28 protein-coding genes and 1 pseudogene are annotated in these 25,354 nt (G+C 35.6%); 8 read left to right on the forward strand and 21 right to left on the reverse strand.

Annotated features, from left to right (window positions below):
* Positions 1-15: 15 nt before the first annotated feature.
* Positions 16-1,503 carry a putative bifunctional diguanylate cyclase/phosphodiesterase gene (locus MHH81_RS10205; protein ID WP_340920749.1) on the reverse strand — a complete coding sequence of 496 codons (1,488 nt, stop codon included), beginning with the start codon at positions 1,501-1,503 and terminating at the stop codon, positions 16-18.
* A 132-nt stretch (positions 1,504-1,635) separates the two neighbouring features.
* Here MHH81_RS10205 and mscL point away from each other — a divergent pair, with 132 nt between their 5' ends.
* Complete coding sequence (gene mscL / locus MHH81_RS10210; RefSeq protein WP_340920751.1) at positions 1,636-2,025, forward strand: large conductance mechanosensitive channel protein MscL; 390 nt, start codon at positions 1,636-1,638, stop codon at positions 2,023-2,025.
* A 134-nt stretch (positions 2,026-2,159) separates the two neighbouring features.
* On the opposite strand, the gene MHH81_RS10215 is transcribed toward mscL, so the two are convergent.
* From MHH81_RS10215 to MHH81_RS10230, 4 genes are all read right to left on the reverse strand, one after another.
* Positions 2,160-2,750: an SCO family protein gene (locus tag MHH81_RS10215; protein WP_340920753.1), complete on the reverse strand. Its 591-nt coding sequence runs from the start codon at positions 2,748-2,750 to the stop codon at positions 2,160-2,162.
* Positions 2,751-2,852: 102 nt separating this feature from the next.
* Positions 2,853-2,975: a YvrJ family protein gene (locus tag MHH81_RS10220; RefSeq protein ID WP_340920755.1), complete on the reverse strand. Its 123-nt coding sequence runs from the start codon at positions 2,973-2,975 to the stop codon at positions 2,853-2,855.
* Positions 2,976-3,027: 52 nt separating this feature from the next.
* Entirely contained in the window at positions 3,028-3,240 is a 213-nt protein-coding gene (locus MHH81_RS10225) for a DUF2922 domain-containing protein (protein WP_340920757.1), read from the reverse strand.
* Positions 3,241-3,262: 22 nt separating this feature from the next.
* Positions 3,263-3,478, reverse strand: a complete 216-nt coding sequence (locus MHH81_RS10230; RefSeq protein WP_340920759.1) for a DUF1659 domain-containing protein — start codon at positions 3,476-3,478, stop codon at positions 3,263-3,265.
* Between the two features lie 116 nt (positions 3,479-3,594).
* On the opposite strand from MHH81_RS10230, the gene MHH81_RS10235 reads away from it, so the two are divergent.
* Positions 3,595-4,053: a DUF2621 domain-containing protein gene (locus MHH81_RS10235; RefSeq protein WP_340925215.1), complete on the forward strand. Its 459-nt coding sequence runs from the start codon at positions 3,595-3,597 to the stop codon at positions 4,051-4,053.
* Positions 4,054-4,204: 151 nt separating this feature from the next.
* A complete protein-coding gene (locus MHH81_RS10240) occupies positions 4,205-4,960 on the forward strand; it encodes an RDD family protein (RefSeq protein ID WP_340920760.1) in 756 nt (251 codons plus the stop codon).
* A gap of 150 nt (positions 4,961-5,110) precedes the next feature.
* On the opposite strand, the gene MHH81_RS10245 is transcribed toward MHH81_RS10240, so the two are convergent.
* The 5 genes from MHH81_RS10245 to MHH81_RS10265 form a co-directional block, all read right to left on the reverse strand.
* Positions 5,111-5,599, reverse strand: coding sequence for a CcdC family protein (locus tag MHH81_RS10245; RefSeq protein ID WP_340920763.1), 489 nt, complete (start codon positions 5,597-5,599; stop codon positions 5,111-5,113).
* Positions 5,600-5,644: 45 nt separating this feature from the next.
* A complete protein-coding gene (locus tag MHH81_RS10250) occupies positions 5,645-6,007 on the reverse strand; it encodes a response regulator (RefSeq protein ID WP_340925217.1) in 363 nt (120 codons plus the stop codon).
* Between the two features lie 18 nt (positions 6,008-6,025).
* Entirely contained in the window at positions 6,026-6,736 is a 711-nt protein-coding gene (locus MHH81_RS10255; RefSeq protein ID WP_340920764.1) for a cytochrome c biogenesis CcdA family protein, read from the reverse strand.
* Positions 6,737-6,924: 188 nt separating this feature from the next.
* Entirely contained in the window at positions 6,925-8,709 is a 1,785-nt protein-coding gene (locus tag MHH81_RS10260; RefSeq protein WP_340920766.1) for an ABC transporter ATP-binding protein, read from the reverse strand.
* Positions 8,706-10,463 (reverse strand): ABC transporter transmembrane domain-containing protein, encoded by a 1,758-nt coding sequence (locus MHH81_RS10265; RefSeq protein ID WP_340920768.1) that lies wholly within the window; start codon positions 10,461-10,463, stop codon positions 8,706-8,708. Before MHH81_RS10265 ends, MHH81_RS10260 begins: the two co-directional genes overlap by 4 nt.
* 379 nt (positions 10,464-10,842) lie before the next feature.
* Between MHH81_RS10265 and serC the strand changes: the two genes are divergently transcribed.
* Entirely contained in the window at positions 10,843-11,940 is a 1,098-nt protein-coding gene (gene serC / locus MHH81_RS10270) for a 3-phosphoserine/phosphohydroxythreonine transaminase (protein ID WP_340920770.1), read from the forward strand.
* A 134-nt stretch (positions 11,941-12,074) separates the two neighbouring features.
* On the opposite strand, the gene MHH81_RS10275 is transcribed toward serC, so the two are convergent.
* A complete protein-coding gene (locus MHH81_RS10275; protein ID WP_340920772.1) occupies positions 12,075-12,812 on the reverse strand; it encodes an alpha/beta hydrolase in 738 nt (245 codons plus the stop codon).
* Positions 12,813-12,872: 60 nt separating this feature from the next.
* A complete protein-coding gene (locus MHH81_RS10280) occupies positions 12,873-13,637 on the reverse strand; it encodes a nucleotidyltransferase domain-containing protein (protein WP_340920774.1) in 765 nt (254 codons plus the stop codon).
* Positions 13,638-14,020: 383 nt separating this feature from the next.
* Here MHH81_RS10280 and MHH81_RS10285 point away from each other — a divergent pair, with 383 nt between their 5' ends.
* The 3 genes from MHH81_RS10285 to MHH81_RS10295 all read left to right on the forward strand — a co-directional run bounded on the left by MHH81_RS10285 (position 14,021) and on the right by MHH81_RS10295 (position 15,253).
* On the forward strand, positions 14,021-14,221 hold the full coding sequence (locus tag MHH81_RS10285) for a cold-shock protein (protein WP_340920776.1): 201 nt from the start codon (positions 14,021-14,023) through the stop codon (positions 14,219-14,221).
* Positions 14,222-14,381: 160 nt separating this feature from the next.
* Complete coding sequence (locus MHH81_RS10290) at positions 14,382-14,603, forward strand: hypothetical protein (protein ID WP_340920778.1); 222 nt, start codon at positions 14,382-14,384, stop codon at positions 14,601-14,603.
* Positions 14,604-15,052: 449 nt separating this feature from the next.
* A complete protein-coding gene (locus MHH81_RS10295; RefSeq protein ID WP_340920780.1) occupies positions 15,053-15,253 on the forward strand; it encodes a cold-shock protein in 201 nt (66 codons plus the stop codon).
* A gap of 152 nt (positions 15,254-15,405) precedes the next feature.
* On the opposite strand, the gene MHH81_RS10300 is transcribed toward MHH81_RS10295, so the two are convergent.
* From MHH81_RS10300 to MHH81_RS10315, 4 genes are all read right to left on the reverse strand, one after another.
* The gene (locus MHH81_RS10300) at positions 15,406-15,789 is read right to left on the reverse strand and encodes a YkvA family protein (protein ID WP_340920782.1); all 384 of its coding nucleotides are present in this window, start codon (positions 15,787-15,789) and stop codon (positions 15,406-15,408) included.
* Positions 15,790-16,139: 350 nt separating this feature from the next.
* Positions 16,140-16,583 (reverse strand): GNAT family N-acetyltransferase, encoded by a 444-nt coding sequence (locus tag MHH81_RS10305; protein ID WP_340920784.1) that lies wholly within the window; start codon positions 16,581-16,583, stop codon positions 16,140-16,142.
* A gap of 1,312 nt (positions 16,584-17,895) precedes the next feature.
* Positions 17,896-18,645 (reverse strand): formylglycine-generating enzyme family protein, encoded by a 750-nt coding sequence (locus MHH81_RS10310; protein WP_340920786.1) that lies wholly within the window; start codon positions 18,643-18,645, stop codon positions 17,896-17,898.
* Between the two features lie 256 nt (positions 18,646-18,901).
* Positions 18,902-19,555 (reverse strand): hypothetical protein, encoded by a 654-nt coding sequence (locus MHH81_RS10315; RefSeq protein ID WP_340920787.1) that lies wholly within the window; start codon positions 19,553-19,555, stop codon positions 18,902-18,904.
* 200 nt (positions 19,556-19,755) lie between these two features.
* On the opposite strand from MHH81_RS10315, the pseudogene MHH81_RS10320 reads away from it, so the two are divergent.
* Positions 19,756-20,058 (forward strand): annotated as a pseudogene (locus tag MHH81_RS10320) (S9 family peptidase); the annotation flags it as partial.
* Positions 20,059-20,158: 100 nt separating this feature from the next.
* On the opposite strand, the gene MHH81_RS10325 reads toward MHH81_RS10320, so the two are convergent.
* The 5 genes from MHH81_RS10325 to MHH81_RS10345 form a co-directional block, all read right to left on the reverse strand.
* Positions 20,159-20,632, reverse strand: a complete 474-nt coding sequence (locus tag MHH81_RS10325; protein ID WP_340920789.1) for a DinB family protein — start codon at positions 20,630-20,632, stop codon at positions 20,159-20,161.
* 113 nt (positions 20,633-20,745) lie between these two features.
* Positions 20,746-21,999: a Y-family DNA polymerase gene (locus MHH81_RS10330; RefSeq protein ID WP_340920791.1), complete on the reverse strand. Its 1,254-nt coding sequence runs from the start codon at positions 21,997-21,999 to the stop codon at positions 20,746-20,748.
* Positions 22,000-22,366: 367 nt separating this feature from the next.
* Positions 22,367-22,990 carry a sporulation-specific diadenylate cyclase CdaS gene (gene cdaS, locus MHH81_RS10335; RefSeq protein WP_340920793.1) on the reverse strand — a complete coding sequence of 208 codons (624 nt, stop codon included), beginning with the start codon at positions 22,988-22,990 and terminating at the stop codon, positions 22,367-22,369.
* A 371-nt stretch (positions 22,991-23,361) separates the two neighbouring features.
* Positions 23,362-24,390 carry an ABC transporter permease gene (locus tag MHH81_RS10340; protein ID WP_340920795.1) on the reverse strand — a complete coding sequence of 343 codons (1,029 nt, stop codon included), beginning with the start codon at positions 24,388-24,390 and terminating at the stop codon, positions 23,362-23,364.
* Positions 24,387-25,229 carry an ABC transporter permease subunit gene (locus MHH81_RS10345; RefSeq protein ID WP_340920797.1) on the reverse strand — a complete coding sequence of 281 codons (843 nt, stop codon included), beginning with the start codon at positions 25,227-25,229 and terminating at the stop codon, positions 24,387-24,389. Before MHH81_RS10345 ends, MHH81_RS10340 begins: the two co-directional genes overlap by 4 nt.
* Positions 25,230-25,354: the final 125 nt, after the last annotated feature.

The following is a 25,354-nucleotide window of genomic DNA, read 5'->3' on the forward strand; positions in this document are numbered from 1 at the left end:
CACCTATTCCATTTATTACTTTTTGTACTCGATTAGCAGATTTTCAACTGACAATGGTTTACTAAAAAAATAACCTTGTAAGTAATGACAATCTAATTCTTTCAAACAATTTACTTGAAGAACATTTTCGACACCTTCTGCTAATATTTTTAGTTTTAAGTTATGTCCAAGTGAAATAATGGATTGCACAATTGCTTTTGTCCGAACATTATGAATGGATTGTGTGAAGCTTTGATCAATTTTAATCATATTTACTGGAAGGAGTTCTAAATACTTGAACGAGGAATAACCCGTTCCGAAATCATCAATGGCTATTTGAAATCCTAAGTCCTTTAATTCTTGCAAGGATTCAATAACAAAGTCTGTGTATTCCATAATAATCGACTCTGTGATCTCCAATACAATTTTACTTGGATGAATCCTCGTTTCTTCTAGTATTTGCTTTGTCCGCGCAATATAATCCATTTGGTAAAATTGTCTAGCAGATACATTGACACTAAATAGTAATTCCTTATGAATTACTTCTTCAATTATGGGTATTTGCTTGCATGTTTCGCGCAATACAAAGTCACCAATTTTAATAATAAGTCCACTTTTTTCAGCAATAGGAATAAACTCTCCAGGTGAAATAAATTGATCGTCATGCTTCCAACGAATGAGCGATTCCAGTCCAATAATTTCCTGTGTATTTGTTAATATTTGCGGTTGAAAATTAAGTAGTAATTCGTTATTTTCCAATGCATCCTTTAAGCCTTCTTCTAAGTACAGCTCCCTATTTGCTAGGTCAGACAAATGTTTTCGATAAGGTACATGGGTTGATCCCACTGATTTCTTGGCTTCCTCTGCCGCAATTTCCGCAAATCTTAATAGTTCAGAGGCTACTGTCGAATCATGGGGATATTGAACGGATCCTATACTAATGGAATTAATAATCTCTTTTCCGTAAATTTGTAAAGGTACTGCAGAATCCGAAAAGACATCATCGATAAATATTGCTATTTCATCATCTGTTCTATTTTTCAATAAGATAATAAATTCATCAGCAACCCACCGTGCAACAACATCTTGAGGCTTAATATACTGATTAGTTCGAAGTCTATTTGACACTTGAATTAAGACGGAGTCTCCGCTCTCATGCCCGTATAAGTCATTGATCATTTTAAAGCGGTCAAAATCTATAAAAAGTAAGTAAAATTTTTCTTTATTAGAAATAAAATCGGATAGGGTAGTCTGTAAAGAACTTCTATTTTGTAGGCCTGTTAAATCATCTTCATATTCTTTCAATAATAAGTCATTTTGGGCGCTCCATAATTGTTTCATTAAATACAGAAGTAAAAGTGCACTTAAAGCAATAAAAATATAGCTCTTTATATTCGCAGTTGTGTTTCCAACTGGGAAATATTGAAATAATGTGTCTGAAAATAGAATCCATAATAGACTAGTAACGGCGTAAATAATAACGATACGAAACGATATATTTCGATAAGTTTTCTTTAAAGACACACGTACACCACCCATCTATATCTCTAAGAAAACAATAGCATAATTTGTCTATAAACAGTAGAGTAAAATTTAAATATTCGCTATACAATCGCTTTACTTTTTTGTAGTATGACTTTATGGAGGTGAGCGCATATGTGGAAAGACTTTAAAGAGTTTGCGTTTAAAGGGAATGTACTAGACTTAGCGGTAGCTGTTGTCATTGGAGCAGCATTTGGCAAAATTGTGACATCATTAGTAGAAAATATTATCACGCCTTTAGTAGGAATTCTATTAAATGGAGTGGATTTTACTTCAATGTCACTTCCTTATAAAGATACAGAAATATTATATGGCAATTTTATTCAATCCGTGTTTGATTTTATCGTAATCGCATTTTCTATTTTCTTGTTTATTCGACTATTGTCTAAATTTAAACGAAAGGAAGAAGTTATGGAGGTAATTGAGGAGACGCCCACGGTAGATGCAAAAGAAGCATTACTGGAAGAGATTAGAGACTTACTGAAAAAGCAAAATAACATGTAAAAAGCGCAAATGTAAGGACTTTGCAGGTCCATACACTCGCGGTTTTTTTGTTTGAATTTGAATTATTCCCATTCATCCATTTTATGAAAAAAAAGCCTGTTCCCGATTATTTTAACCGAGGATAGGCTTTTCGTTTATTTACCGTCTTCTATTAATGTTTCTACGTCCATAACGATTTCTTCTTTAGGAACATCTGTGTTCCCGTTATAACTTTTCACTACAACACCATTTTGATCTACTAAGTAAAAAGATACTCCATGAATGACTTGGTTTGAATTAGGATCATTTTTTACTAATGTTTTAAATGATTTTTGAGCAAATTGTGAAATATGCTCTTGCGTGTAGCCGGTTAAAAGTTCCCATTTGCTTTCGTCCACTACATCGTAGTTTCCGATATACTCTTGAAGTTTTTCTGGTGTATCTACTTCCGGATCTACGCTAAATTCCACAATTTTATAATCTTCGACACCTTTTTCTTTTAACATGCTTTGAATATCGCTCATATTATAAGTCATTGGCGGACATACTGTCTCACAATTTGTGAAAATAAATGTAGCTAACCAAACCTGCCCTTTTAAGCTTTCTAAAGAAACTTCTTCCCCACGTTGGTTATCATACGTAAAATCTTCTATTTCCCAATTTGTTTGGGCTTCAAAATTTCCACTGCTGCCACAACCTGCGAGAACTACTAATGCTATTGCTAGCATTGCAAATAATTTTTTCATATTGAGACCTCTCTTTTTCTCTTCATAGCCTTATCTTATCGAAACAAGTTTGTTCCTTCAACTAGATTGCCTCTTAGAAATCAACAGTTTTGTGACTAGATTTTATTTTAAAGACAACAGTGCATTTTTAATTTCTTCCAGTTTGCTTTCCACTCGGTGCATCAGATAAAATGACACGAATATTGGAAAGCCCACGTCTTGAATGATAGAAAGCCACTGATCCATTTAAATCACATCCTTTTAAAAAGACTCTCCAATAATTGGAGAGTCTCAATTCTTAAATAATTTCGCTTATATTCCGTTCTACAACTTTTGCACTTTTTATGGATGTAAGCGCTGCTCCATCTACTTGAAACACATTACTAGTAATGATTGCTTGCATACCTGTTTCAATTTCATTGCGCGTTAACGAATCCTTTGGTTCCTCAACCGTTAACATAACGTTTTTCCCGGCAGCTGTTCCAAATTGTAATTGTAAAGTTTTCGTCATGTCTGTTCCTCCTTCATTTTAATTAGCTTAAATTCGATGTTTCGATTTTTTCAGTACCGATATACACACTGTTAGAAAAGCCTGAGATTGTAAGCGCAACTGTTTCTAATTGATCTGCTGTTGCAGCTCCTTGGACATTACGGTACGATTTCGACTTTGTTTTCATTTTTCCGTCTCCTGTTAACTCACCTTCGAAAATTAGTTTTAAAACTGCTTGTTTATGTTCCAGGTTCGCCATATGTATCACCTCCTTTCAACTAATAGATAGAAAGTTTTTGATAGAAAGGATACATTCAAGGTGAAATATTTTTCAGAACAACTTATACTAAAGAGTAGGAGAATGAGGTGAATAGATTGTTAGAAGGTTGGTTTTTATGGTTTATACTCTTTTGGGTAGTAGTACTAGTTACATTGATGGGAATCGGCGGCTTCTTTATGTTCCGTAAGTTTCTAAAATCAATGCCAAAAGATGATGGGAAATCTGATTTAGATTGGCAAGATTATTATGTGGATAAGACTATTCATTTATGGAATGAGGAACAAAAAGGTCTATTAAACGAGTTAGTGAGTCCTGTTCCAGAATTGTTTAGACCTGTTGCAAAACAAAAAATAGCGGGGAAAATTGGACAGTTGGCACTCGAAGAAGAAGCGACATCTATTACACGAGAGCTATTAATTCGTGGATACATCATTGCGACTCCGAAGCGTGACCATAAGTTTTTACGCAAGAAACTAGCAGAATTAAATATTGACGTTACACCGTACAATAAATACTTTGCTTTATCGGTAGACAAAAAAGCGAGCACCCCGTAAAGGTGCTCGCTTCAGACTGTAGACAAACTCAATTTTGGGTGCATAGAGTTGTATATTAAATTCGGCAAGGACCACCACTTCGCTTTCCGTGGGCTTGGCTTCAGCCTCCTCGTTTCAATGGCTGAAATAACAGAGCGATGGAGGTATTACAATGGAATATGAAATTACCATTGCTTCGAGAAAAAGTAGAATTTTTGCTTATTTTATAGATTATTCTATTTTAATTTTTGTCGGTCTCGCACCATTAATAACACTAATAATGGCAGGCAACAATGAAAATAACGCACTTATGTTTTCCTCCATTTTCGGTTGGTTCATTCTACTTTTTTTAATATTTGGCTTTAAAGATGCGATTAAAGGTCAGAGTATAGGGAAACGACTGATTGGCATTGCTGTTCGTAATCAAGGTAATCAAAATGAAATCCCTTCCGTCTTAAAATTGTTTTTAAGAAATCTAACTCAAGTTTTAGGGTGGATTGAATTTATTGTATTAGCCGTTGATAAGGATAAACAACGTTTAGGCGATAAAATTGCTAAAACAGTAGTTGTTAAAACGAAGGAAATGAGTGTTTTAAAAAAGACAATTCTTATTATATCTGCAATTGTTTTATCTATTGCCGTTATGGTTGTTCCATTCGTTTCATTCGTAGCGTTCTTTAAAAATTCGGAAGCATATAAAGCATCTGAAGATTATATCTTACAAGATGAAACCATCATTAGAGAAACAGGTAGCATTGAAGGATTTGGAATTTTGCCATCAGGTAGTATCAACACATCGAATGGTTCTGGTGAGGCTACTCTTACAATCAAAGTAAAAGGTAAGGAAAAAGACATTTATGTAGATGTGTATTTGACTAAAGAACCTAGAGAAGATTGGTACATTCAAGAAACTGAATACTACGAATAAGTATGTAAAAACGCTTGGATTTCACACCCAAGCGTTTTTTAATGTTAATTTAATGACGAATTTGATGCTAATTGCATTGCTATTTGGGTTGTTTTTTGAGATTTTCTCCCTCTCAACCGAACCCGTTACCCGTAAAGGTGCTCGCTTTTATTATTCAATTACTTCTTTTTGTATTTTTTTATATTGCAAATACATTGCAATTCTCCATGGAACAATCATCCCGAATGCTAAAATCCAAAACATTCCACTAAGTGCTCCAACATCAATCGTTGAGCTCAATACAATTTTCCCTATTACTCGGATGATTAACAATCCAATTAATATAAAAACAAACGCTTTCGATTGTTTCAAATAAATGTTTCCATCTTTTCGCTCAAATTTGGATGTCCAAATAAGAACTATTGAAAACAATATCCCGACTCCAATTGCTTCTAACATTTGCGCTCCCGTTACACGGAAAAACGGAAATACAAACATTACTGCACCTGTAGACATGAATAACGGTGGTAATAGGATTTTTTTGACGCTAGCAGGGTGCTTTGCAGCTTTTGCTCGTAAAGTCGTGACGACAATTCCCATTCCAATTGCCATGATAGTAGTTGCAATAATCATTACATTAGCTGGAATTTTTTCAAACATACGTATTCTCCATATCTTTTATTTCTATTTTTAGACCGGTTATTCCTAGTCAGAAGTAACATTTTGTAAAACATGCACCATTTGATCAGGGTCAAATGGTTTAGTAATAAAATCTTTCGCTCCATATTCTAGTGCGTCTACAATTAGCTTTTGCTGACCAAGAGCAGTGACCATGACAATTTTCGCATCTGGATACTCGGCAATAATTGCTTTCACGGCCTCGATTCCTGTCATACGTGGCATGGTAATATCCATTGTCACTACATCTGGTAATAGTTTTCTATACATATCAATTGCTTCTAGTCCATTGCTTGCTTCGCCAACTACCTCAAACTGTTGATTTTCAAGCATTCTCTTAATTGTGGAACGCATGAAAACTGCATCATCCACTACTAATACTGTGGGCATAGTCATGACTCCCTCCAATTAAAATCCAGTAAAGTCTCCAAAAATCGGACTTAACATACGAATAATAAATGATAGCCCATCAAAAAATAATAGAACACCAAGGGCGATCATAAAGTATCCACCAATCTTCACGATCAAATTGCTATTTTTACGAATCCAATTCAGTCGTGTCACAAAGAATGATAACACGAAAAATGGAATAGCGAATCCTAATACATATGCAAGCATATACCATACGCCTGCTCCTGGATTTGCTCCTGCCATTACTAACACTGCAGCTAAAATCGGACCTGTACAAGGCTGCCAACCAGCTGCAAATGCCATTCCGATTAATGTTGTTCCAAAAAAGCCAGATGGACGATTTTTAAACTCCAAACGTTTTTCTTTCATAAGGAATTCAGGTTTAAATACACCTACCACAATTAGTCCAAACACAATAATAAAAATTGCGCCAACTTGACGAATTAAATCGTCGTATTGAATGAAGAATGTCCCAACTAAAGATGTTGCAAACCCTAATGCAACAAAAATAATAGAAAACCCTAATAGGAAGAATAATGTATGAAGCATTCCTCTCTTTTGCATTAACTTTTTATCTGTTTTAATTTCTTCTAGCGACATTCCTGTTATATAAGATAAAAATGCAGGATATAATGGTAGCGTACAAGGGGAAATAAAACTTAGAAACCCTGCACCAAACGCCAGTAGCAAGTTTATATCTGTACTCACGGCAGTCTTCCTTTCCGAATTACTGTCCCTATCGTATCAAATTTTTGGCAGTTTGACTCTACTAAAGCTTGTGACAGCTTTTCGAATCTTTTTGTCTTCTAAACTACGCCTTGTATACTGGTATTTTGCGCACACATCGTCGTAAAAACTGAATGGTTTATATGCGATAAAAATACGTCATAGCGATATTAAGCCATTACTTCGACGACGCTGTTCTGCAATAAGTACATCTTATGGTATAAGCCTTTTTCGTTTAGTAATTCCTGATGTGTGCCTCGCTCGACGATTTCTCCGTGATGTAAAACGAGGATGAGTTCCGCATCTTGAATGGTACTCAAACGATGGGCAATAGCAATCGTTGTACGGCCCTGTCTCATTTTCTCTAAACTACTTTGAATCGCTACTTCCGTTTCGGTATCAATATTTGCCGTTGCTTCATCTAATACTAAAATTTTCGGATTAGTAGCTATTGTACGTGCAAACGCAACAAGCTGTCTTTGCCCGCTAGAGAAAGTTGAGCCTCTTTCTGTTACTTTTTGCTTGTACGTATCCGGTAGTTTTTCGATAAAATTGTTCGCTTGCACAAATTCCGCAGCTGCTCTTACTTCTACATCTGTCATATCTTTTGCGTGTAATCGTATATTGCTTTCGATATCCCCGTAGAACAAAAACGGATCTTGCAGAACGAGCCCCACTTTTTCTCGAATTTCCTTTGTCTCAAAATCTTTTACGGATTGTCCATCAATTTTAATATCGCCTTGCTCGAATTCATAAAAACGCATTAGCAAGTTAATAATCGAACTTTTCCCGCTACCCGTATGGCCTACTAATGCAACCGTTTGACCTGGCTCTGCAGTAAACGAAATATTTTTTAACACATCCGTTCTTCCATCATACGAAAACGTCACATTTTGAAATTCAATTTTCCCTTGATCAATTTTAGCATCTACCACATTGTTTTGATTAGGAGCTAAATCTGTTTCATCCAGTAACTTGAATACGCGAGAAGCAGCAACAATTGCTTGCTGGAAGATGGATAGTCGCTGCATCACTTGATTTATTGGCTCAAAGAAGCGATCAATATAGGTAACAAATGCATAAATGACCCCAACCTCTACCACATTGTTCATCGATGTAACACCAAAATAGCTAAGCACCATAATAATTGCAAGCGCGTAAACCAAATCGATTGCCGGGCGAAGCAATAGACTATCGAGCTTAATATTTCGTCTTCCTGCCTTCCAGTGAGAATCATTAATTTCATTGAATTCGTCTTGCAGACGATCTTCTTGTCTGAATGCTTGAATCATGGTCATCCCTTGAAGTGATTCCGCAAGTTTCGCATTTAATTGACTCAGTCGTTCACGCAAATCCTGATAAACAACGGAACTATACTTTCTATATGTTCGAATAACCATAAACATAATTGGCAGTAAAACCGTCGCTAATAACGCCAATTTCACGTTTAATATGAACATAGCAATGTAGACACCAATGATTAAAAATCCACTTTGCACAAATCCTACTAACACACTAACGAACATATCTTTAATTGCTTCTGTATCATTAGTGACACGTGACACGATACTTCCCGCCGGTGTCTTATCAAAATAACGCATTCCTAGCTTGTGCACCTTTGTAAAAACATCGATACGCATTTGTTGAATAATTTTCAGTGCAATTTCCTGAAACTTCATCAATTGAAAATAACTTACGATGACATTTCCAACTTGGATGAAAATATATCCAAGCGCTAAACCTACTAGTGGGCCAGTTGGAAAATTTCGTGGTGTTAAATAATCGTCCATAAACGTTTTAATCAAATACGGACCGAGAATATCCCCTGTCACCGTAATAATTAGTAAAATTAACGCAATGGAAATAATTTTTTTATGTGGCTTTAAGTAAGTTAGCAGTCGTTTAAGAATTTGCCACTGCTCCTTACCAGTTAACTGAGGCTGTTTTTCATTCATAATGATTCGCCCCCCTTTTCCACTATTGTTTCAAGTTGTTGTAATTGATACATTTCGTAATACATCCCTTTTAAATCCATTAATGCTTCATGCGAGCCTTTTTCGATAATTGTTCCTTCACTCATAACGATTATTTGATGAGCATGTTGAATAGCACTTAAGCGGTGGGACGTAATAATCGTTGTTTCATCCGTACGTTTTTCTTTTAAAGCCTCTAAAATTGCTTCTTCTGTACGTGCGTCAACCGCCGATAGTGAGTCATCAAGAATAAGTAACTCGGGCTCCATCATCAGTGCACGTGCTATGGAAATACGTTGTTTTTGCCCACCTGATAATGATACTCCGCGTTCTCCGACAACGGTTTTATACCCATCCGTGAACTGCAATATGTCATCATGAATAGATGCAAGTTTCGCTGCTTCCTGCACCTGCTCCATCGTGGCTCCTGCATTTGCAAAAGCAATATTGCCAGCAACCGTTGTTGAAAACAGGAAATGATCCTGTGGCACATACCCTATTGCTTCACGCAAGCTGCGCTTTTTATAGGCGTCAATTGTATGACTTCCGTAGACAATTTCCCCTTTATACCCTTCAAATTCCCTCATTAATAATTTCAAGATAGCAGTTTTACCAGCACCAGTTTTTCCGACTATTCCTAAAGTTTCGCCACGTTTAAGCGTGAAATGAACATTGTGCAAAGCTAATCGCTCATCATCAGGAAATTTAAATTCATCCAGATGAAATTGAATATCGCCTTCTGGCTTTTCATTAAGTGCTCCTACTTTGTCGTCAATTTCAACTTCTTCATCTAATAAATTATTGATACGATCATAGGAAGCACGACCGCGTTCCACAATGTTAAATAGCCAACCGAAAGCTAGCATTGGCCAAACGAGTAGGCCTAGATACGATGTAAAAGCAAATAAATCCCCAATGGACATTTCGTCAGCTAAAATAAAGCGAGTTCCAAATACAATGGATAAGAAGAAACACATCCCAACAACTAACGAAATCGTTGGGTCAAATAGAGAATCCACTCTTGCTACGCGCATATTTTTATCAACAACCTCTTGAGAAAGCCCTACAAAGTCCTCTGTATCTTCTTTTTCCTGTCCAAACGTTTTAATGACTTTTACTCCAGAAATACTTTCCTGGGCTTTATCATTTAAGTCGGAAAATGCCTCTTGTGCATAGCGAAAACGTTGATGTAACAATTTCCCATAATAGCTTGTTAAAATAGCCATTAACGGTAGTGGAATTAATGCGATTAACGTCAGCTTCCAGTTAATCGTTATAGCCATAGCCGCAATAACAAATCCACCCGTAGTTAAAGAATCGACGAGTGTTAAAACTCCAGCACCAGCCGTTTGTTGAACAGCAGATAAATCATTCGTTGCGTGCGCCATTAGGTCTCCTACGCGCTTCTTTTGATAGAACGAAGGTGCCATTTTTGTAAAATGATGAAACAATCTTTCTCTTAACTGTCTTGCTAGAAAAATAGCTGAACCAAAAATCATGATGCGCCAGTAGTAGCGTACAATGTACATAACAATAGCGGTCACTGCTAAAATGGAAAGCCATTTAGTTAAAAATCCAGCGGTTAGTGTCCCGAGACTGATTTCATCTACGACGAACCCAATAATTTTTGGCGGGAGCAGCTGTAAAAATGCTACAAACATAAGCATGAAAATCCCCACTAAATACTGCTTTTTCCTTTGTTTAAAAAACCAACCTAAATCCAAAAATACTCTCACTTTTTTTCCCCCACATTATAAATTAAGACTTTACTATTTTAGCAAAAGTTTGAACATTGCGAAAGATACGAAAGCAAAATAATTCGGCATCTGAAATATTTTTTATTGGCAAAATATGAGCTATAAAATGTAGAAATGATTATTTGTGTTGAAATGGAGTTTGTAGAAATTTTATGGCTTCATACATGAAATGGGATACCTTCTCTCGCGATTGAAGATATCCTGGAGTTTAAACTGGGAGTAAAAGCACCTCCGAATACATGCGGGTTAACACTTTATTCACTTTTTTAAAAAAATTTTGCGAATTTTAATGTCTAACGTTTAAAACAGTATATAATAGAAAAATAAAATCCATCTACATAGACTAGGAGTGTTCAATTTGAATGAATCAAATCTACGTGCATATAATTTTAACGCAGGTCCTTCTGCTCTTCCGCTAGAAGTATTAGAAAAAGCACAATCAGAACTAACTAATTTCCGTGGCACAGGCATGTCCATCATGGAGATGAGTCATCGCAGTGTAATTTTCGAAGAAATACATAACGGGGCAATCTCTCGAATGAGAAAGCTCTTTTCTATTCCAGATCAATATGAAGTTCTTTTTCTTCAAGGTGGAGCAAGCCTACAATTTTCAATGATTCCAATGAATTTCTTACAAGTCGGTCAACAAGCGGGTTATATCATGACAGGCTCTTGGTCAGAAAAAGCATTTAAAGAAGCGAAACTATTTGGCGAACCTTACGAAGTAGTAAGTACAAAAGAAAACAAATACCGTAACATTCCTGCATTAGAAGATATCCAAATTAATGAGGACGACGCTTTTATTCATCTAACATCCAATAATACAATTTACGGAACTCAGTGGTCAGCGTTTCCTGACACAGGTGATATTCCATTGATCGCAGATATGTCTAGTGACATTATGTCTAAACCAGTTGATATCAATAAATTCGGCATGATCTATGCTGGAGCACAGAAAAACCTTGGTCCATCTGGTGTAACAGTCGTTATTGTACGTAAAGATTTACTTGAAAAAGCTAATATGGATATCCCAACTATCTTAAAATACAGCACACATGCAGATAACAATTCCTTGTACAACACTCCGCCTACATTTGGTATTTATATGCTAGGAGAAGTACTTAATTGGATGGAAGCAAAAGGTGGATTAGAGGCAATTGCTAAAAACAATGAGGAGAAAGCGAAAGTCATCTATGATGCTATTGATCATAGCAATGGTTTTTACACAGGACATGCAACACCTGAAAGCCGTTCGTTGATGAACATCACATTCCGAGTTGCGGATGAAACATTAGAAAAGCTATTTTTAACGGAAGCAGAAGAAGCAGGTTTTGTCGGATTAAATGGACATCGCTCAGTGGGTGGTTGCCGAGCTTCCACTTATAATGCAGTCCCATTAGAAGCATGCCAAGCACTTGGCGACTTCATGGTTCAATTTCAAAAGAAACATAGTTAATGCATAAGAAAAGCCTTACCATTTGATCATCTCTGAATGGCAAGGCTTTTTCAATTTGTAGAAATGCAGAGATGCCATTTCGTTGCATTTTTATGCTTTCTCAAATGAATTAAAGCCCTCTGTCAGTTTAATTATTAAATTAAATCATTTAAAAACGTAAGAATGTCTTTGTTCACGTCGTTAATATCGGTTCCTAATGTCATCAAATGTGTAGAGTTCGGGTACCCTTTCATTGTTTTTTTATTCGTCTTAACACTTTGAAATATAACCTTTGCACTCTCTTCATATAATGGTTCATCTAATTCGCCATATAATATATTAATTGGGGAAGTAATGAGAGCTAATTTATCCATTGTTACATCAATTAGCTCTTGGAACTCGACTAATGAATCCATTGACATATTTTGAAGAAGTTTCATTTCTAAATTTATTTGTTCTTCCTGTTTCCCTTCAAGCTTTTTATATCTTTTTGCATAATGGAAGACACGCTTTTGTAGGACAGAAACTTCCCTATGTATTGGTACTGACATTGTCACAACACCATTTACGTCTAACTCTTGTCCAACTTTTAATGCAAACACGCCACCAAGAGAAAGACCAATCACTGCTATTTTTTCAAAACCTTCATCCCTCAATAACTGGTAACCATTTAGTACATCTTGCCACCAATCTGATGGTCTATATGTAATGAGTTCTTCTGCAGGTAAACCATGTCCACTATATAATGGTGCATAACAAGAATAATTGTTCTTTTGCAAATATTTTCCCAGCTTTTTTACATCCATAGTATTGCTTGTAAAAGAATGTAGTAGTAATACGGCTTTCTCTCCACCTTTATAGTAAAAAGGCTTAGGAGGTACTATTTTCATCATTGTTTGAATCCCTCCTGTTTCAATCTTTTCAGTTTTTACTAACCAAAACACTTATGTCTTTTATAGGAATGAAGTAAGCATTCGATCCCACAACGGCTTGATCTTTTCTGGGTGTGCTACCTCAGAGAAAATCCATTCAGTTTCATCGAATAGTAGCACACATATTAATTGGACTGCCTGTTTATGTTTTTGTGGTGTTATGTTTTCGTAAATCTGCTTAATTTCCCGGACGATTCCTTCGGGGAGGGAGATTTCCAATGTTTTCAATCCCAATTGAGCTCTGTCCGAATGATAGCGGTGTAGTAATATTCTTGATAGATGTGTCATGACATGGTGTAGCATACTAACTGACCATATATCATTGCCTCGAGCAGATGATTTTTTATACTGGAAAAGGAACCACGCGACATCATCGACTGCGTCTTGAAACTCATGGTCGGATAATTTTAGGTTTTGGGTTTGTTTGTATTTCTCCAATTTAAAGTTTGGATCGTATAACACTTTCATAAAATCCTTTTCGATATATGTATGTTCTGTCACTGTAAAAAGGTCAATATGCACTAAATTTTCATAGACAGCAAGAATCTGTGGAGCCACAATAAAGATATCATCATGAAATAATAATTGGTTATAGGATTCTAAATGTTGAAGCCTACTTTCAAGGAATTCTTCTTTATCTTCCTCATTCACTAAGCAATATAAATCGATATCCGAATGCTCGTCCTGTTCGCCACGGCCTATTGAGCCTTTTATAAAAATCGCTTGAACCTTTTTGTTCAGCTTAAGACTATTTACAATTGTCTCTATAGCATCATCTAAAATCATCGCGATTCCCCCCTTAACTTCTTTATTCTCGATAATTCTGCTTATACCTACACTGTAAAATAACTACCCATATATAAATTGCTTCGACATAAATCCAAAAACACCTGCTTCATCCAGTGAACTTCCCTTTAGCTTAGAAGAAAATAACAAATATCTTTAACATAAGCTTTTTTAAACATGGTTGCAGTTCCTGTTGTATTACTCTTGTTCTCCTTATAAACGTACCTTGGTTGACAAATGAATAAATTCATTGTATTGTTAAGACAATAATTAAATTGCTTAAAAGAAACAATGAATTCACATATTACAAAGAGTAATCGTGTTCGTTCGGTACTTTTTGTAATATGTGAATTTTTTATTCACAATATTTGGAGGTTTTTTAAATGACACAAGGTACAGTAAAATGGTTTAACGCAGAAAAAGGTTTCGGATTTATCGAAGTAGAAGGCGGAAACGACGTATTCGCTCACTTCTCAGCAATTCAAGGCGACGGTTTCAAATCACTTGACGAAGGTCAAAAAGTGGAATTTGAAGTGGAAGACGGTCAACGTGGACCACAAGCTGTTAACATTACAAAACTTTAATTCTTAGGAATTAGTTTTAAAAAGAGATATCCTTTGTGGGTGTCTCTTTTTTTGTCTTTTTTTTGATATCTAATCTTAATACTAAATATATAAAAAGACATGCCAGTTCACTATTTGAGCGGCAGTTGCAGTCATCACCAAAAAGATGGAGGATATTAGAATGGGTAATATAAATGAAAAGAAGTACCTTCCAGAGCCTACTCGTATGATTCATTCTATATCTAGGAGCCGTATTACAATTTGTGGTATTGGGGTATTATTGGTGGTTATCTTTTTTCAGTTCATAGAATGGTACACAATTCTTTTAGCTGTATTGTGTATGATTGGTATTGGTTACTCGTTAAAGACCATCTACAATCGGAAGCGATCGCTCGTTATTTAATAGCACTCTGTTCTCTTTTTTTCGGCCTTTATTTTTGGATCATGCTTTGGGTACATGGATTGTACCTATTCTTTGGAGGCATTTTTACAAACAACCTATCCGATTACCGCACCCGTTTTGGTCAGTTCCTATACAATCGTTTTTACAGAATCAAAAAATAACTCGCAGACAATAGCCTTTCAATTTCATCCACGGGCTTTTAACTCTTCGCCAATCGGATGATATTACATAAGATTTTGCTCATGTTCTCGTGAATAGCGTATTTTATTGGACAAGTGTGTAAATCTGTTCTATAATAAGGATAATAATTAAATTGCTTAACAGAAACAATGAATTCACATATTACAAAGAGTAATCGTGTTCGTTCGGTACTTTTTGTAATATGTGAATTTTTTAATATCTTTTGAAGAAATTATATATTATTAAAACATTATTTGGAGGTTTTTTACATGACACAAGGTACAGTAAAATGGTTTAACGCAGAAAAAGGTTTCGGATTTATCGAAGTAGAAGGCGGAAACGACGTATTCGCTCACTTCTCAGCAATTCAAGGCGACGGTTTCAAATCACTTGACGAAGGTCAAAAAGTGGAATTTGATGTGGAAGACGGTCAACGTGGACCACAAGCTGTTAACATTACAAAACTTTAATTCTTCGGAGTTAGGTTAATGAATTAGAGACATCCATAAAGGGTGTCTCTTTTTTTGTGTGTTATTTGTTCGCAATGGGTTCATTGCTTTGTTCGATATTAATTTACTATTCAACTTAGTGAAAAATGGTACTTCCACTGTATTTAGTTTGTTCATTTAATGATCCCGTAAATTAAATAAATCATCCACGTTGCAATGGCTACCCAAATGAAAAGGATGATGCACCCTGCAATCCAGTTTTTCGGCTTTTCTTGCTTCATGAGCTTTGCTACTTTTAATTCACATTCAGCAAGAACATTTTTTGGAATCATTCGTAGAGCAAAATAAATGCCTATTGGCAGAAGAATGACATCATCCAAGTATCCGAGCACAGGGATAAAGTCTGGGATGAGGTCAATTGGACTGAATGCATATGCGACAATAAAGGCTGTGAACAATTTTGCTGAGAGTGGTACTCGTTTATCTTTAGAAGCTAAATATAAGATGAAAATAGAACGCTTTAACCTCTTTGCCCACTGTTTTATGTTGTTCCACATCTGTCTGGCCCCTCATTTCATTAATTTTTCTTATTTCCACTCTCACGGAGTTCCAATTAGATCTAATAATTGTGAAATCATTGGATGTATTTTCATGGTTTCTTTCTATGTATTACTCTTTCCCACAGGAATGGCACCGTATCAACGAATTTCCTCATCTACATAATAAGTTGGAGCAAAAAGTTCCCCAAACCCATTTGCTTGCATATACTCATATATCTCAAGCTCTCTTATAGATTGTTGATGCCCTATGCTATGGAGATTTCACCTTTACCACATAATCTTTCCACCTGTACACTTTTCTTGTTGAACCAATGCCGACAAAATGGCCTTCCGTACTTATGCCTGCTCTATTTTTCACTATTTCCGTAATCATCATTATTCTCTCCCCTGTTATATTCACACCAAAATCGCTCAACTCCTGCATATTTTTCACCTAAACTAATGATGTCGAATCCATAGCTTTTATAAAATTCCACCGCTTCCAGATCGGTTTCTGCGACTATTCGTTGGAGCGAATGTCTCTCCAAAATAAAGTCTATCATTCTTTTCCCAATTCCTAGGCCACTCTTAGATGGGGACACCGCGATATGCTTGATTTCACAGCAATAAGTTTCTGTAAAATTGATCCCTATACAGCCAATGAAGTGTTTGTTTTCTTTTATGGCATATAGTTTTCTGCTTTCTTCTCGTACATACTTATCGTATTCTTCTGCAACACGATAGCTTGAAGTGGCATAAGATAATAATTCTTCTATGGATGAAGCTATTGACCTCGTGCATATTTCTAACATGCATACACCTACTTTGCATTATTTCCTTACAGAATGTTAGAATCCGTGGGCCTTACTTCTCTATTTCCTATAAATCCAAGTATAAAGAAATTAATCCAAGTATTTATCGGAATAAAAAGCATTATTATAACTAATCCACTCGTCTCTTTAAGAAAGACTTGAGCGTCTATCTTGTAGAGGAACGTTGACGTTACACTTAATAATACTGTGTTTATAAAAAATCCTGTCACCATCCCCCACCATCTATTCCATTTTTTTAGTACCCAAATAGAAATGAGAATAGAAATGATAAGAGAAATTAATAGAATAAGGAATAAAATGTAATTCAAGACCCATCACTCCCTCTAAAATCATTTACAAATATATTTGTTCCTCTTGCTCTTCTATATGTATATTCTCTTTTGAGGAATAAAAACCTCCTTAAAATTGAGGAATACTATACAAAAAAAAACGATCGTCCGGAACGTTCGGTTTTAGTTTCTATTATTAGGTCCACTGCTTCGAAGGTAATCAGAAGACACTTACTAAATTAAGTTTATCACGAGGTGTTGGTTTGGAATAAAGATTGATTAAAATACAGCTACAAATGCTGATTCGAATAGAAAATTATAGCCCCATTTTGAACAAATATTGATCAAAATGGGGCTATTTTTCATACCAGTATAGGGCTTTTTGGAATAAAGATTGATTATTTCGGAAAGCGAATATTCCACTAACGCACCGATAGTAATCCCAAACTTTCATTTGGGAACGTTATTTTATTGAAAATTGTATAAAATATCATTTCATTAAGTGTTAAGTCTATTTCTAAATCCTTGGATAACCGTATTCTTGTCAATCAATAACAATACTAGCAATAACTACGTAAGAAAATACACTTAGAAAAAATAATAAAATATAAAGTAGGGTTTTTATCTCTTTAAAATAGTTTCGAATCAAATAAAGTAAAGGCAATCCAAAAAGTATTGAAATATCATCACCCATATTATCAAAAATATTAATTAACAGTTCACTATTCATAGAACCCATTATTAGCCTACTTAAAAGAAACAAGGATAAAAAACAAAATAAAATCTGCATATATAAACCTCTTTTTAATTCTACTTTGCTTTTCCTAGAAGGATTATTCAATTAACCAGTTGCATTATTATCGAAAAGCTATCAAAGCGTCGTTTGGGTGCTTTTTTGGCTTAACGTTGTAAATCCGCATTTTTCTGACGAGACCCCTTATTAAAGTAAACTGCTGCTTTAGTTGAACAAGAAAAAAGGCTTTACTCCTTCTGGAAGTAAGCACCCGGTAATTGAATAATTGTTATTCACAAATTGATTTAGCAATTCTAAATCCGATATCATCTATAAAAAAATCAGGCATACTCTTGCGCCGACAAGTAACTCCACATCCACGTTCTTCTTCTACCCAACTTCCACCTCGAATTATTCTGTAATTACCGAATGATTCTTCATCATATAAGTCCCAGCACCACTCCCAAACGTTACCAATCATATCATACAAACCCCATTCATTAGGATTTTTCAAACCAACTTCGTGTACTCGTTCTTTGGAATTATCTTTATACCAAGCAATTTCATCAATTTCAGCATACCGATATCCTTTTGATTTTGCCTTACATGCATATTGCCATTCAGCATCCGTCGGTAACCGAAAACCATTTGTTCCATAATTGCATATAACTGATTTACTTTCATTATCAATATCGTAAAACTTGTCATAGCCCAGTGCATCAGACAGTAAATTGCAAAAATTCACTGCATCTATCCATGTAACATTAACAACTGGTTTTCGAGCCTCAGTTGATGTTAAAAATTCTTTCCCCATAATAATCCCATAAAATTCTCTTGTCACTGTATATTTGGCCAGATAAAATGGCTTTACCTCAACATTCCATATAATTTCCTTTAAGTTTTTTCTAATACCTGGAATTCCAAATTTATAGTTTGAACTAATCCATTTTTGCTCGTTTCGAAAATCTCGTAATCGGATTTCTCCTTCGGGAATATACACCATTATATCTTTTAAGTAGTCGTTAATATTAGCTAACATTGTTCACTCCTAGAATTGAATGAATATTTTTGAACATCACTTTCTTGTAAAGAATAATACAGTTATTGTGGAATTAACCTGCTGCTTTAGTTCAATAAGAAAAGAGCTGTCTAAGCAACTCAATGCTCTTCAAGTAAAGCATCCGTTAGTTGAATAAGGAATTTTAAATAGCTATATTTTAATCAATTTTGCCATTTCCAACAAACTGAGTAAAATGCACCACCCGAATGCAGTGCAAAATTTTAATGTTTTGTTGTTATTGTCGGTCCACTGGTACTTTTTCTCCTAAACCACCATCATCCCTTATTTCAAACTTCCCAATTTTTCCTGGTTCAGAAAGAATTGCCGTACCTTTCACTTCGTGTTGTGAAACTTCACCTGCATTATTCGTATATTCTACCTGAGCGGTAAAGTCATAAAACTTAGGTGTGTTATTATTCTCACTTTTAGTTACTAGAATATCACTAACTTTCATTTCGTACCGAACATTTTCGTCAAAGCCTAAATATCCATAATGGTATTTAAAAGCAATAACATTAGAAATAAGGGTATCAAAAGCATAATCCATAAAGTAAGGTCCATACATTTTTTTCACTAAGTCCTCGTAGGCACGCCATTCATCTGAGACCCCCGACTCTTCAACTCCATTTACTTCATTAGCTTCAGGCGTGTTGCTGCCTATTTCGGTCATTTTTTTATCGATATTTTTGACAATAACCAAATATTCTTCGTTAGGAACTGTAAATTCCGATTCAAGAACAGCTTGGACTGCTTCTATATTTTTATCTTCTGATGAAACAACCACTTCTTCTTGGAGTTCAGGATTTTCTTCCAGACAGCCTGCAAACAGAAAACACGAGCTAATCAAGAATAAGATACCTCCTATTTTTTTGATTTGTTTATTATACATACTAGTTCCCCCTGATAATTTGTCTAATGTTAAAATTATTCTCTTTTGTTAATTGAATACGTTATAAAACCAGAAAAGTTCCATTTTTCTATCTTTTGTACATTTAGATGAAACACAAGTTTTCCTTTTTAAAATTAGTATTGTTATCTCAACTCAATTAACTGAAATAAAAAAAGCACCTCTTTTTGCTACAAATCTTACTTGTATTTATGGTTACACCAAGCCCAAATATGGGAGATTATATTAATGGAGATCTATACATACTAGATATTATAGCTGGAGGGCTACAAAAGATTAATATAGATAAGTTGTTGGGAGGGAGCGTTTGCTTTTCTCCTAAAGGCAGCAAAATATGTTACTCAGCAAGCATAATGGAGAAGGATTACTATAAGACCCATATACAAGACAGTACACTAGAGATATATGATATTAATAATGGAGAGCTAATTCAACCTTTAACAGATTTTGATAGTACGGTTATTCCATTACGGTGGTCAATAAAAATCATCCCACCTCTATAAGTTTCTTTTAGAGGTGGGATGATTTTAATCAAACTTTATTATTAATAATCAAACTTTTTTACAAAGCTACACGAGGTTAAACTTATTTAACAGAAATAGATCGATATATTCTTTTAATCGTTTCTATATGCAGTGCTTCATGGTAAAAACTAAAGAGAAATGTTTCTCCAACCGTGTTAAATGTGATCCCTGCACGGTTTGTAAATGGGGTTGGCAGTTTTTTGTGCAAATTTCCTTGATGGGATTGTCTGATTCTTGATTTTTGTTCGGATAAAACCGAAGAAATCTCTGCTAATGAAGGAGGAGTTCCTTTCCATTCAGAAGGTTTCGTGCCTGCACTAAAAAATTCTTCATATTGAATGGGTAGACTCATCTGTTCACCTAACACTCCATAAACGAGTTTTTCCTGTGTAAATGCAATGTGGCCGAAGTTCCAGTGAATGTTATTGTTAAAACCTTTGGGTACAATATCTGCTATCTCTTCAGATATCTTTTTAATGGACTGCTCCGTTATTCCTCGCACGATGTCCATGTGTTGAAAAATAGTTTCTTCCAAATAAAACCCTCCTCTACTTTCATTTCCATTTAAGTGATTTCTAAGGATTCAATCACTTTATTTTTCCTCCTCTCTTACTTCGATAAACTTTTACATTTCCCTTTAATTTCTGCTTACTTTTTATGGCCTCCAAGTAAACCCGCACGTTTTCTGGCGGTTCCTGCTTCTGTATAGGACACTGCACGCAAGATCGCAGTAGAGCCATACTTACTTCGAAGGTAATCCATTGTTTTTCCTAATTTTCGTTCTTTCCATTTATTATCTTCAAACAAACTTAGCTGCATCGAATGCTCGGGTTCTAGATTGGTGATGGAAATGGATATTCTTCGAACGGGTCGACGGTCATAAAACTCGTCAAAGATTAGCTCGCATACTTTATAGATTGTCATCGTTGCATTCGTTGGTTCATCAATGGAACGCGAACGACTAAATCCTCCACCAAACGCATCTTTACTATAGCCAATCGTAAGATGAATAGTTCTTCCCACCATTTCGGCTTCACGCGCGCGTCTAGCAACGTCCTCACACATTTCAAGTAAAACTGCCATCACTTCTCTTTTCGTGCAGTAATCACGAAACAGTATTTGCCCTTTTCCATAACTAATCTGTCCGTCTACAATGGGTGCCCCAAGCTTGGATAAGTCGACTCCCCACGCATGATGATATAGTTGATTTCCCATGACACCAAACTTTTCTTCTAGCATCGCAAGGGGTGTCTTCGCTAGCTGCCCTACGCTAAAAATGCCCATATTATTTAATGTTTTTTCTAAACGAGAGCCAATACCCCACATATCACTTAGTGGTGAAACCGGCCATAACTTTGTTTGAACATCTTCATACGTCCACTTAGCAAACCCAGTTTTTTTCGCTTCTAAGTCAAGCGCCAGTTTAGCCATGAGCATATTTGGTCCCATTCCGACTGCACACGGCAATTGGAATTGATAATGTAACCCATCTTGTATATGTTTGATTGTTTTTTCTATTGGTCCCCAAAGCTTTTCCGTTCCACCTAAATCGGCAAAGCATTCGTCCACACTGTACACATGAATGGATTCACTGGGTACGAATTGATTTAAGTAGCGCGCAATTTCCAGGGACACTCGAACAAAAAACTCCATTTTTGGCTCGATTAAACGAATGGAAGGATGATTTGGTATTTCAAATAATCGAGTTCCTGTTTTCACGCCAAATTCCTTTTTCATTCTGGGAGAAGCAGCAAGTACAATACTCCCCTTTTGCTCCAAATTTCCAATCACAGCAATTGGTGTATTCATCACATCCAGCCCAGCGTCCGCAGCTGCACAGCTCGCGAAAAAGCTGCGCATATCAATGCATATAATTTTTCGATTTTCTAACCCTTCGTACATATTATTTACTCCTCCATAAGGAACGTTTGTTCTTATAGTATATTACGAACGCTCGTTCTTATACAATGGAAAATAATTGTTTTTTATTAGAATCACTAACCATACATCTACATTTCTTTGAGATATGTAAAACAAGAAAACATCATGATAAATCTTATTGATCAATACTAATAAGTAAATAGAAACCTTTACAAGGAATAGGTGCATGGCAATTATCACTTAGTTTCCCACAAGGTGTTTGGCTTTTAACGAATTTCTTTCGATTAAAAAGAGATAATAATATGAATAACAGCGATTTTAGAGGGTAATTTATTCTGATAACTAACTAATAAAAACAGTCAAAGTTTTTGTACTGTTACTAAAAAGTTCAAATGAATGAGCTAACTGTACTAATCGGTTGGAGTTTCCCGTCTATAGCAAAAGAAATAATGCCTGTCTCTTCAGAAACAACAAGAACTAGTGCATCACTCTGTTCTGTTAAACCTAATGCGGCTCGGTGACGGGTACCTAATTTCTTTTTATTCGACCCTATCTTAGATAAGGGAAGAATATTTGCTGCGGAAAATATTTGATTCGCCCTTACTAGTACAGCACCATCATGAAGTGGGTTTCCAGGATAAAAAATGGATTCCAATAGAGCATGTGTCAATGTTGCACCAATAGGAGTACCCCCTCGAATGAATGAATCCACCTCATCTTCACGCTCAATCACAATTAATGCTCCATGTCTTTGATGAGAGAGATGTTGAATACAAGTAGATATATCCAAGTATTTGTCAGTAAAGGGAGACAAATAATTATTTAGATAAAAAGACGCTGCCACCATTTCTACTTGTTCAAATTTATCCTTGAGCTCCGTCAGTTCACCCAAAACACAATAACTATCTTTTTCTAATGTTTTTAAACCTTTATTTATTTCAAACGAAATATCTTCAAGACCTTGTGTTAATTGCTGTTTTAGTGGTGAAAAGTCAAATGTTCCTTGGGGCATTGCAGTAACACCTCTTTCAATAATGTTAAAATTATACAACTTTTTTATACGCCTGTAAGAGCATAATACCTTTATAATTTCCCCAATACTTTGTGAAACATACTTTTTTCGGAAGAGTTTTCTCCTTATCCATATCCACGCAAAAAACATGCATTATGAACGGACAAGCCTAATCCGTTATTACACTTTGCATATCCATACATATAATTTTTCAGTTTTCTAACCGTTCATACATATCCACTCCGCTTAATTTATTTTAGTAAATAATGTTTTTTATTAGAAATAAACGAATGGACAAAACCATTTGTGTAATAAGTGTGATCAATTCAGAAACAACCGCAACCAAATTTAAAAAACTGTAGGCGAAATGCCTACAGTTTTGTTTCATTCTTATGAAGAAGCTGCATTTTTTCATGTAATTGCTTTTTATTCCACTCGATTGTATCATTCGACACAAACGCGACTCTCTTCCGCTTTGGAATTTTCACTTGGCCACTCACTGCTCTCGTATACCCTTCAATCATTGTAGCAACCGCTAATATTAGAAGTGCGAAACAGATAGCTGGAGCAAGCGGAAGCCACGGAACCCCTTGTAAATAACGAAACGACGAACCAAAAAGTCCAGCCCATTCATAGGCAATCGATTTCGGTGGATCCCCAAACATCGGATCATAACTAACTTTCGTTCCTCCAATAAATAATTGGAGAAGCCCTAAATGCGTAAACACGACCAACGTTTCCACTACTTGCTGACCGTATAAGACAAATAGTTTCTCGCGCATCATTGGAAATAGATGACGGGTAATAATTCGACGTCGACTAGCACCAAGCGTTCTCGAAGCTAAAATATATTCCTGGTGATATAGTAAATTCGCTTCATTGCCAATTAAAGAAGCAACAATAGGCACTGTAATAATCGCCATTAACACCACTTGAATAACAATGCGTTCCCAAACAGTCGTGGAGAACCCTTCCATTGGCTGCCATAAAACGGGATACAGCATCAGATAGGCAAAAATAGTCATCGGCACATAATGGAGTGGATCAATGAAGCTATTAATCAATGAACGTCTCTTTTGCCAATACGTCCCTATCGCAAATCCAAGTGGTACTGCAATAAACATACGAACTGCTGCAACACCCATTGCAGCTATAATCGTATACTTCGCACCGAGCATAATTTTTGCAAGCATATCATACCCGTACTGGTCGGTTCCAAATGGATGCATCCAACTTGGTGACAAAGGAGCTGCCTCTACTACACGACCATTTTCATACAGAAAATACGTTTGTTTCGGATCCGGTCCAAAAATCCATTCAAAAACAAAGCTTCCTATTAAAAAGAATGATAGAATGATGAAGCCGAAAACAAAATAAGGTTGCCTCCAAACAGATTTCATCCAACAGCACCTCCCCGGTTCAACCGTCGTAGGAAGTACCACTCACCCAAGCTATACAATAAGAAGACAGGTAAGAAAAAACTACAAACAGTAATTAAAAACGTCTCTCCTGACAAGTTACTACTCAAGTGAAACATAATACCAGGCATATTGAACATTCGTTCTAAGATGAATAGATTCGAAAGCATAAACCACATTGTCTTTTTCGATTGAAAAAATATACTAATAATGGCATTTCGGAAAATATGTATGAGTAAAATAATCAACTTACTAAAACCAAGAGAATTGGCAAGTTCTACATACATCTTTCTTTCTTCTGCTTCAAACGTCAGCATGCTTAAACGATACAGCTGAATCATTGGCAAAATCATTAAACAAAAAACAGGCAGCAAATAAATCTTTTCTCCACCGGTCACCGCAATCTTTGAAATGAAAATACCCGTATTTTTGTGAACCATAATTACGGTTAACTGCACAAGTAAAATAACTAAAATATCTGGAAAGGATTCCAAAAAGAAAAAAAAGGTTTTAATTCGCTGTCTTGTTCGTTCTTTAAACAACATCGTCATAATCGTAAATAGAAGTGCCAAAAAAATCGCAACGATAAGTGCAAGAAACAATATTTCAAGTGAGTAAATGATATACGCTCCAATATGATTACCGTAATGTTGGTCGAGAAAATCCTCGACAGGAAATAAAACAAGTAAATGCTGTCCATATTCCTTCCACCAAAATTCTCCGTGCTGAAAACCAGTGATTAATATAGGCAAACCACTAATTAACAAAATACCGACGAATGCGACAACTAATTGAAGCACCCAGTTCAAAAATCCTTTCACAAAAAATCCCCCTACTATCTGAAAATTAAGATGAAATTATCATAACATAGTAGTGCATAAAAAAAGAGAATTTTTAGTAGATTCGAAAATTAGTGTGGAATGAATTGGGGTCTCGAAGCCATTAA

The organism is Psychrobacillus sp. FSL H8-0484, from assembly GCF_038005325.1.
Taxonomy (GTDB): Bacteria; Bacillota; Bacilli; order Bacillales_A; family Planococcaceae; genus Psychrobacillus.

Coding starts and splice junctions, on each gene's coding strand:
- MHH81_RS10285 (WP_340920776.1), top strand. CDS start 14,021: ATGACACAAGGTACAGTAAAATGGTTTAACGCAGAAAAAGGTTTCGGA.
- MHH81_RS10290 (WP_340920778.1), top strand. CDS start 14,382: ATGGGTAATATAAATGAAAAGAAGTACCTTCCAGAGCCTACTCGTATG.
- MHH81_RS10330 (WP_340920791.1), bottom strand. CDS start 21,999: ATGTACGAAGGGTTAGAAAATCGAAAAATTATATGCATTGATATGCGC.
- MHH81_RS10305 (WP_340920784.1), bottom strand. CDS start 16,583: ATGTTAGAAATATGCACGAGGTCAATAGCTTCATCCATAGAAGAATTA.
- MHH81_RS10340 (WP_340920795.1), bottom strand. CDS start 24,390: ATGAAATCTGTTTGGAGGCAACCTTATTTTGTTTTCGGCTTCATCATT.
- MHH81_RS10215 (WP_340920753.1), bottom strand. CDS start 2,750: ATGAAAAAATTATTTGCAATGCTAGCAATAGCATTAGTAGTTCTCGCA.
- MHH81_RS10245 (WP_340920763.1), bottom strand. CDS start 5,599: ATGTTTGAAAAAATTCCAGCTAATGTAATGATTATTGCAACTACTATC.
- MHH81_RS10300 (WP_340920782.1), bottom strand. CDS start 15,789: ATGTGGAACAACATAAAACAGTGGGCAAAGAGGTTAAAGCGTTCTATT.
- cdaS (WP_340920793.1), bottom strand. CDS start 22,990: ATGCCCCAAGGAACATTTGACTTTTCACCACTAAAACAGCAATTAACA.
- MHH81_RS10230 (WP_340920759.1), bottom strand. CDS start 3,478: ATGGCGAACCTGGAACATAAACAAGCAGTTTTAAAACTAATTTTCGAA.
- MHH81_RS10260 (WP_340920766.1), bottom strand. CDS start 8,709: ATGAATGAAAAACAGCCTCAGTTAACTGGTAAGGAGCAGTGGCAAATT.
- MHH81_RS10295 (WP_340920780.1), top strand. CDS start 15,053: ATGACACAAGGTACAGTAAAATGGTTTAACGCAGAAAAAGGTTTCGGA.
- MHH81_RS10220 (WP_340920755.1), bottom strand. CDS start 2,975: ATGGATCAGTGGCTTTCTATCATTCAAGACGTGGGCTTTCCAATATTC.
- MHH81_RS10315 (WP_340920787.1), bottom strand. CDS start 19,555: ATGTATAATAAACAAATCAAAAAAATAGGAGGTATCTTATTCTTGATT.
- MHH81_RS10240 (WP_340920760.1), top strand. CDS start 4,205: ATGGAATATGAAATTACCATTGCTTCGAGAAAAAGTAGAATTTTTGCT.
- MHH81_RS10250 (WP_340925217.1), bottom strand. CDS start 6,007: ATGCCCACAGTATTAGTAGTGGATGATGCAGTTTTCATGCGTTCCACA.
- MHH81_RS10275 (WP_340920772.1), bottom strand. CDS start 12,812: ATGATGAAAATAGTACCTCCTAAGCCTTTTTACTATAAAGGTGGAGAG.
- MHH81_RS10225 (WP_340920757.1), bottom strand. CDS start 3,240: ATGACGAAAACTTTACAATTACAATTTGGAACAGCTGCCGGGAAAAAC.
- MHH81_RS10310 (WP_340920786.1), bottom strand. CDS start 18,645: ATGTTAGCTAATATTAACGACTACTTAAAAGATATAATGGTGTATATT.
- mscL (WP_340920751.1), top strand. CDS start 1,636: ATGTGGAAAGACTTTAAAGAGTTTGCGTTTAAAGGGAATGTACTAGAC.
- MHH81_RS10280 (WP_340920774.1), bottom strand. CDS start 13,637: ATGATTTTAGATGATGCTATAGAGACAATTGTAAATAGTCTTAAGCTG.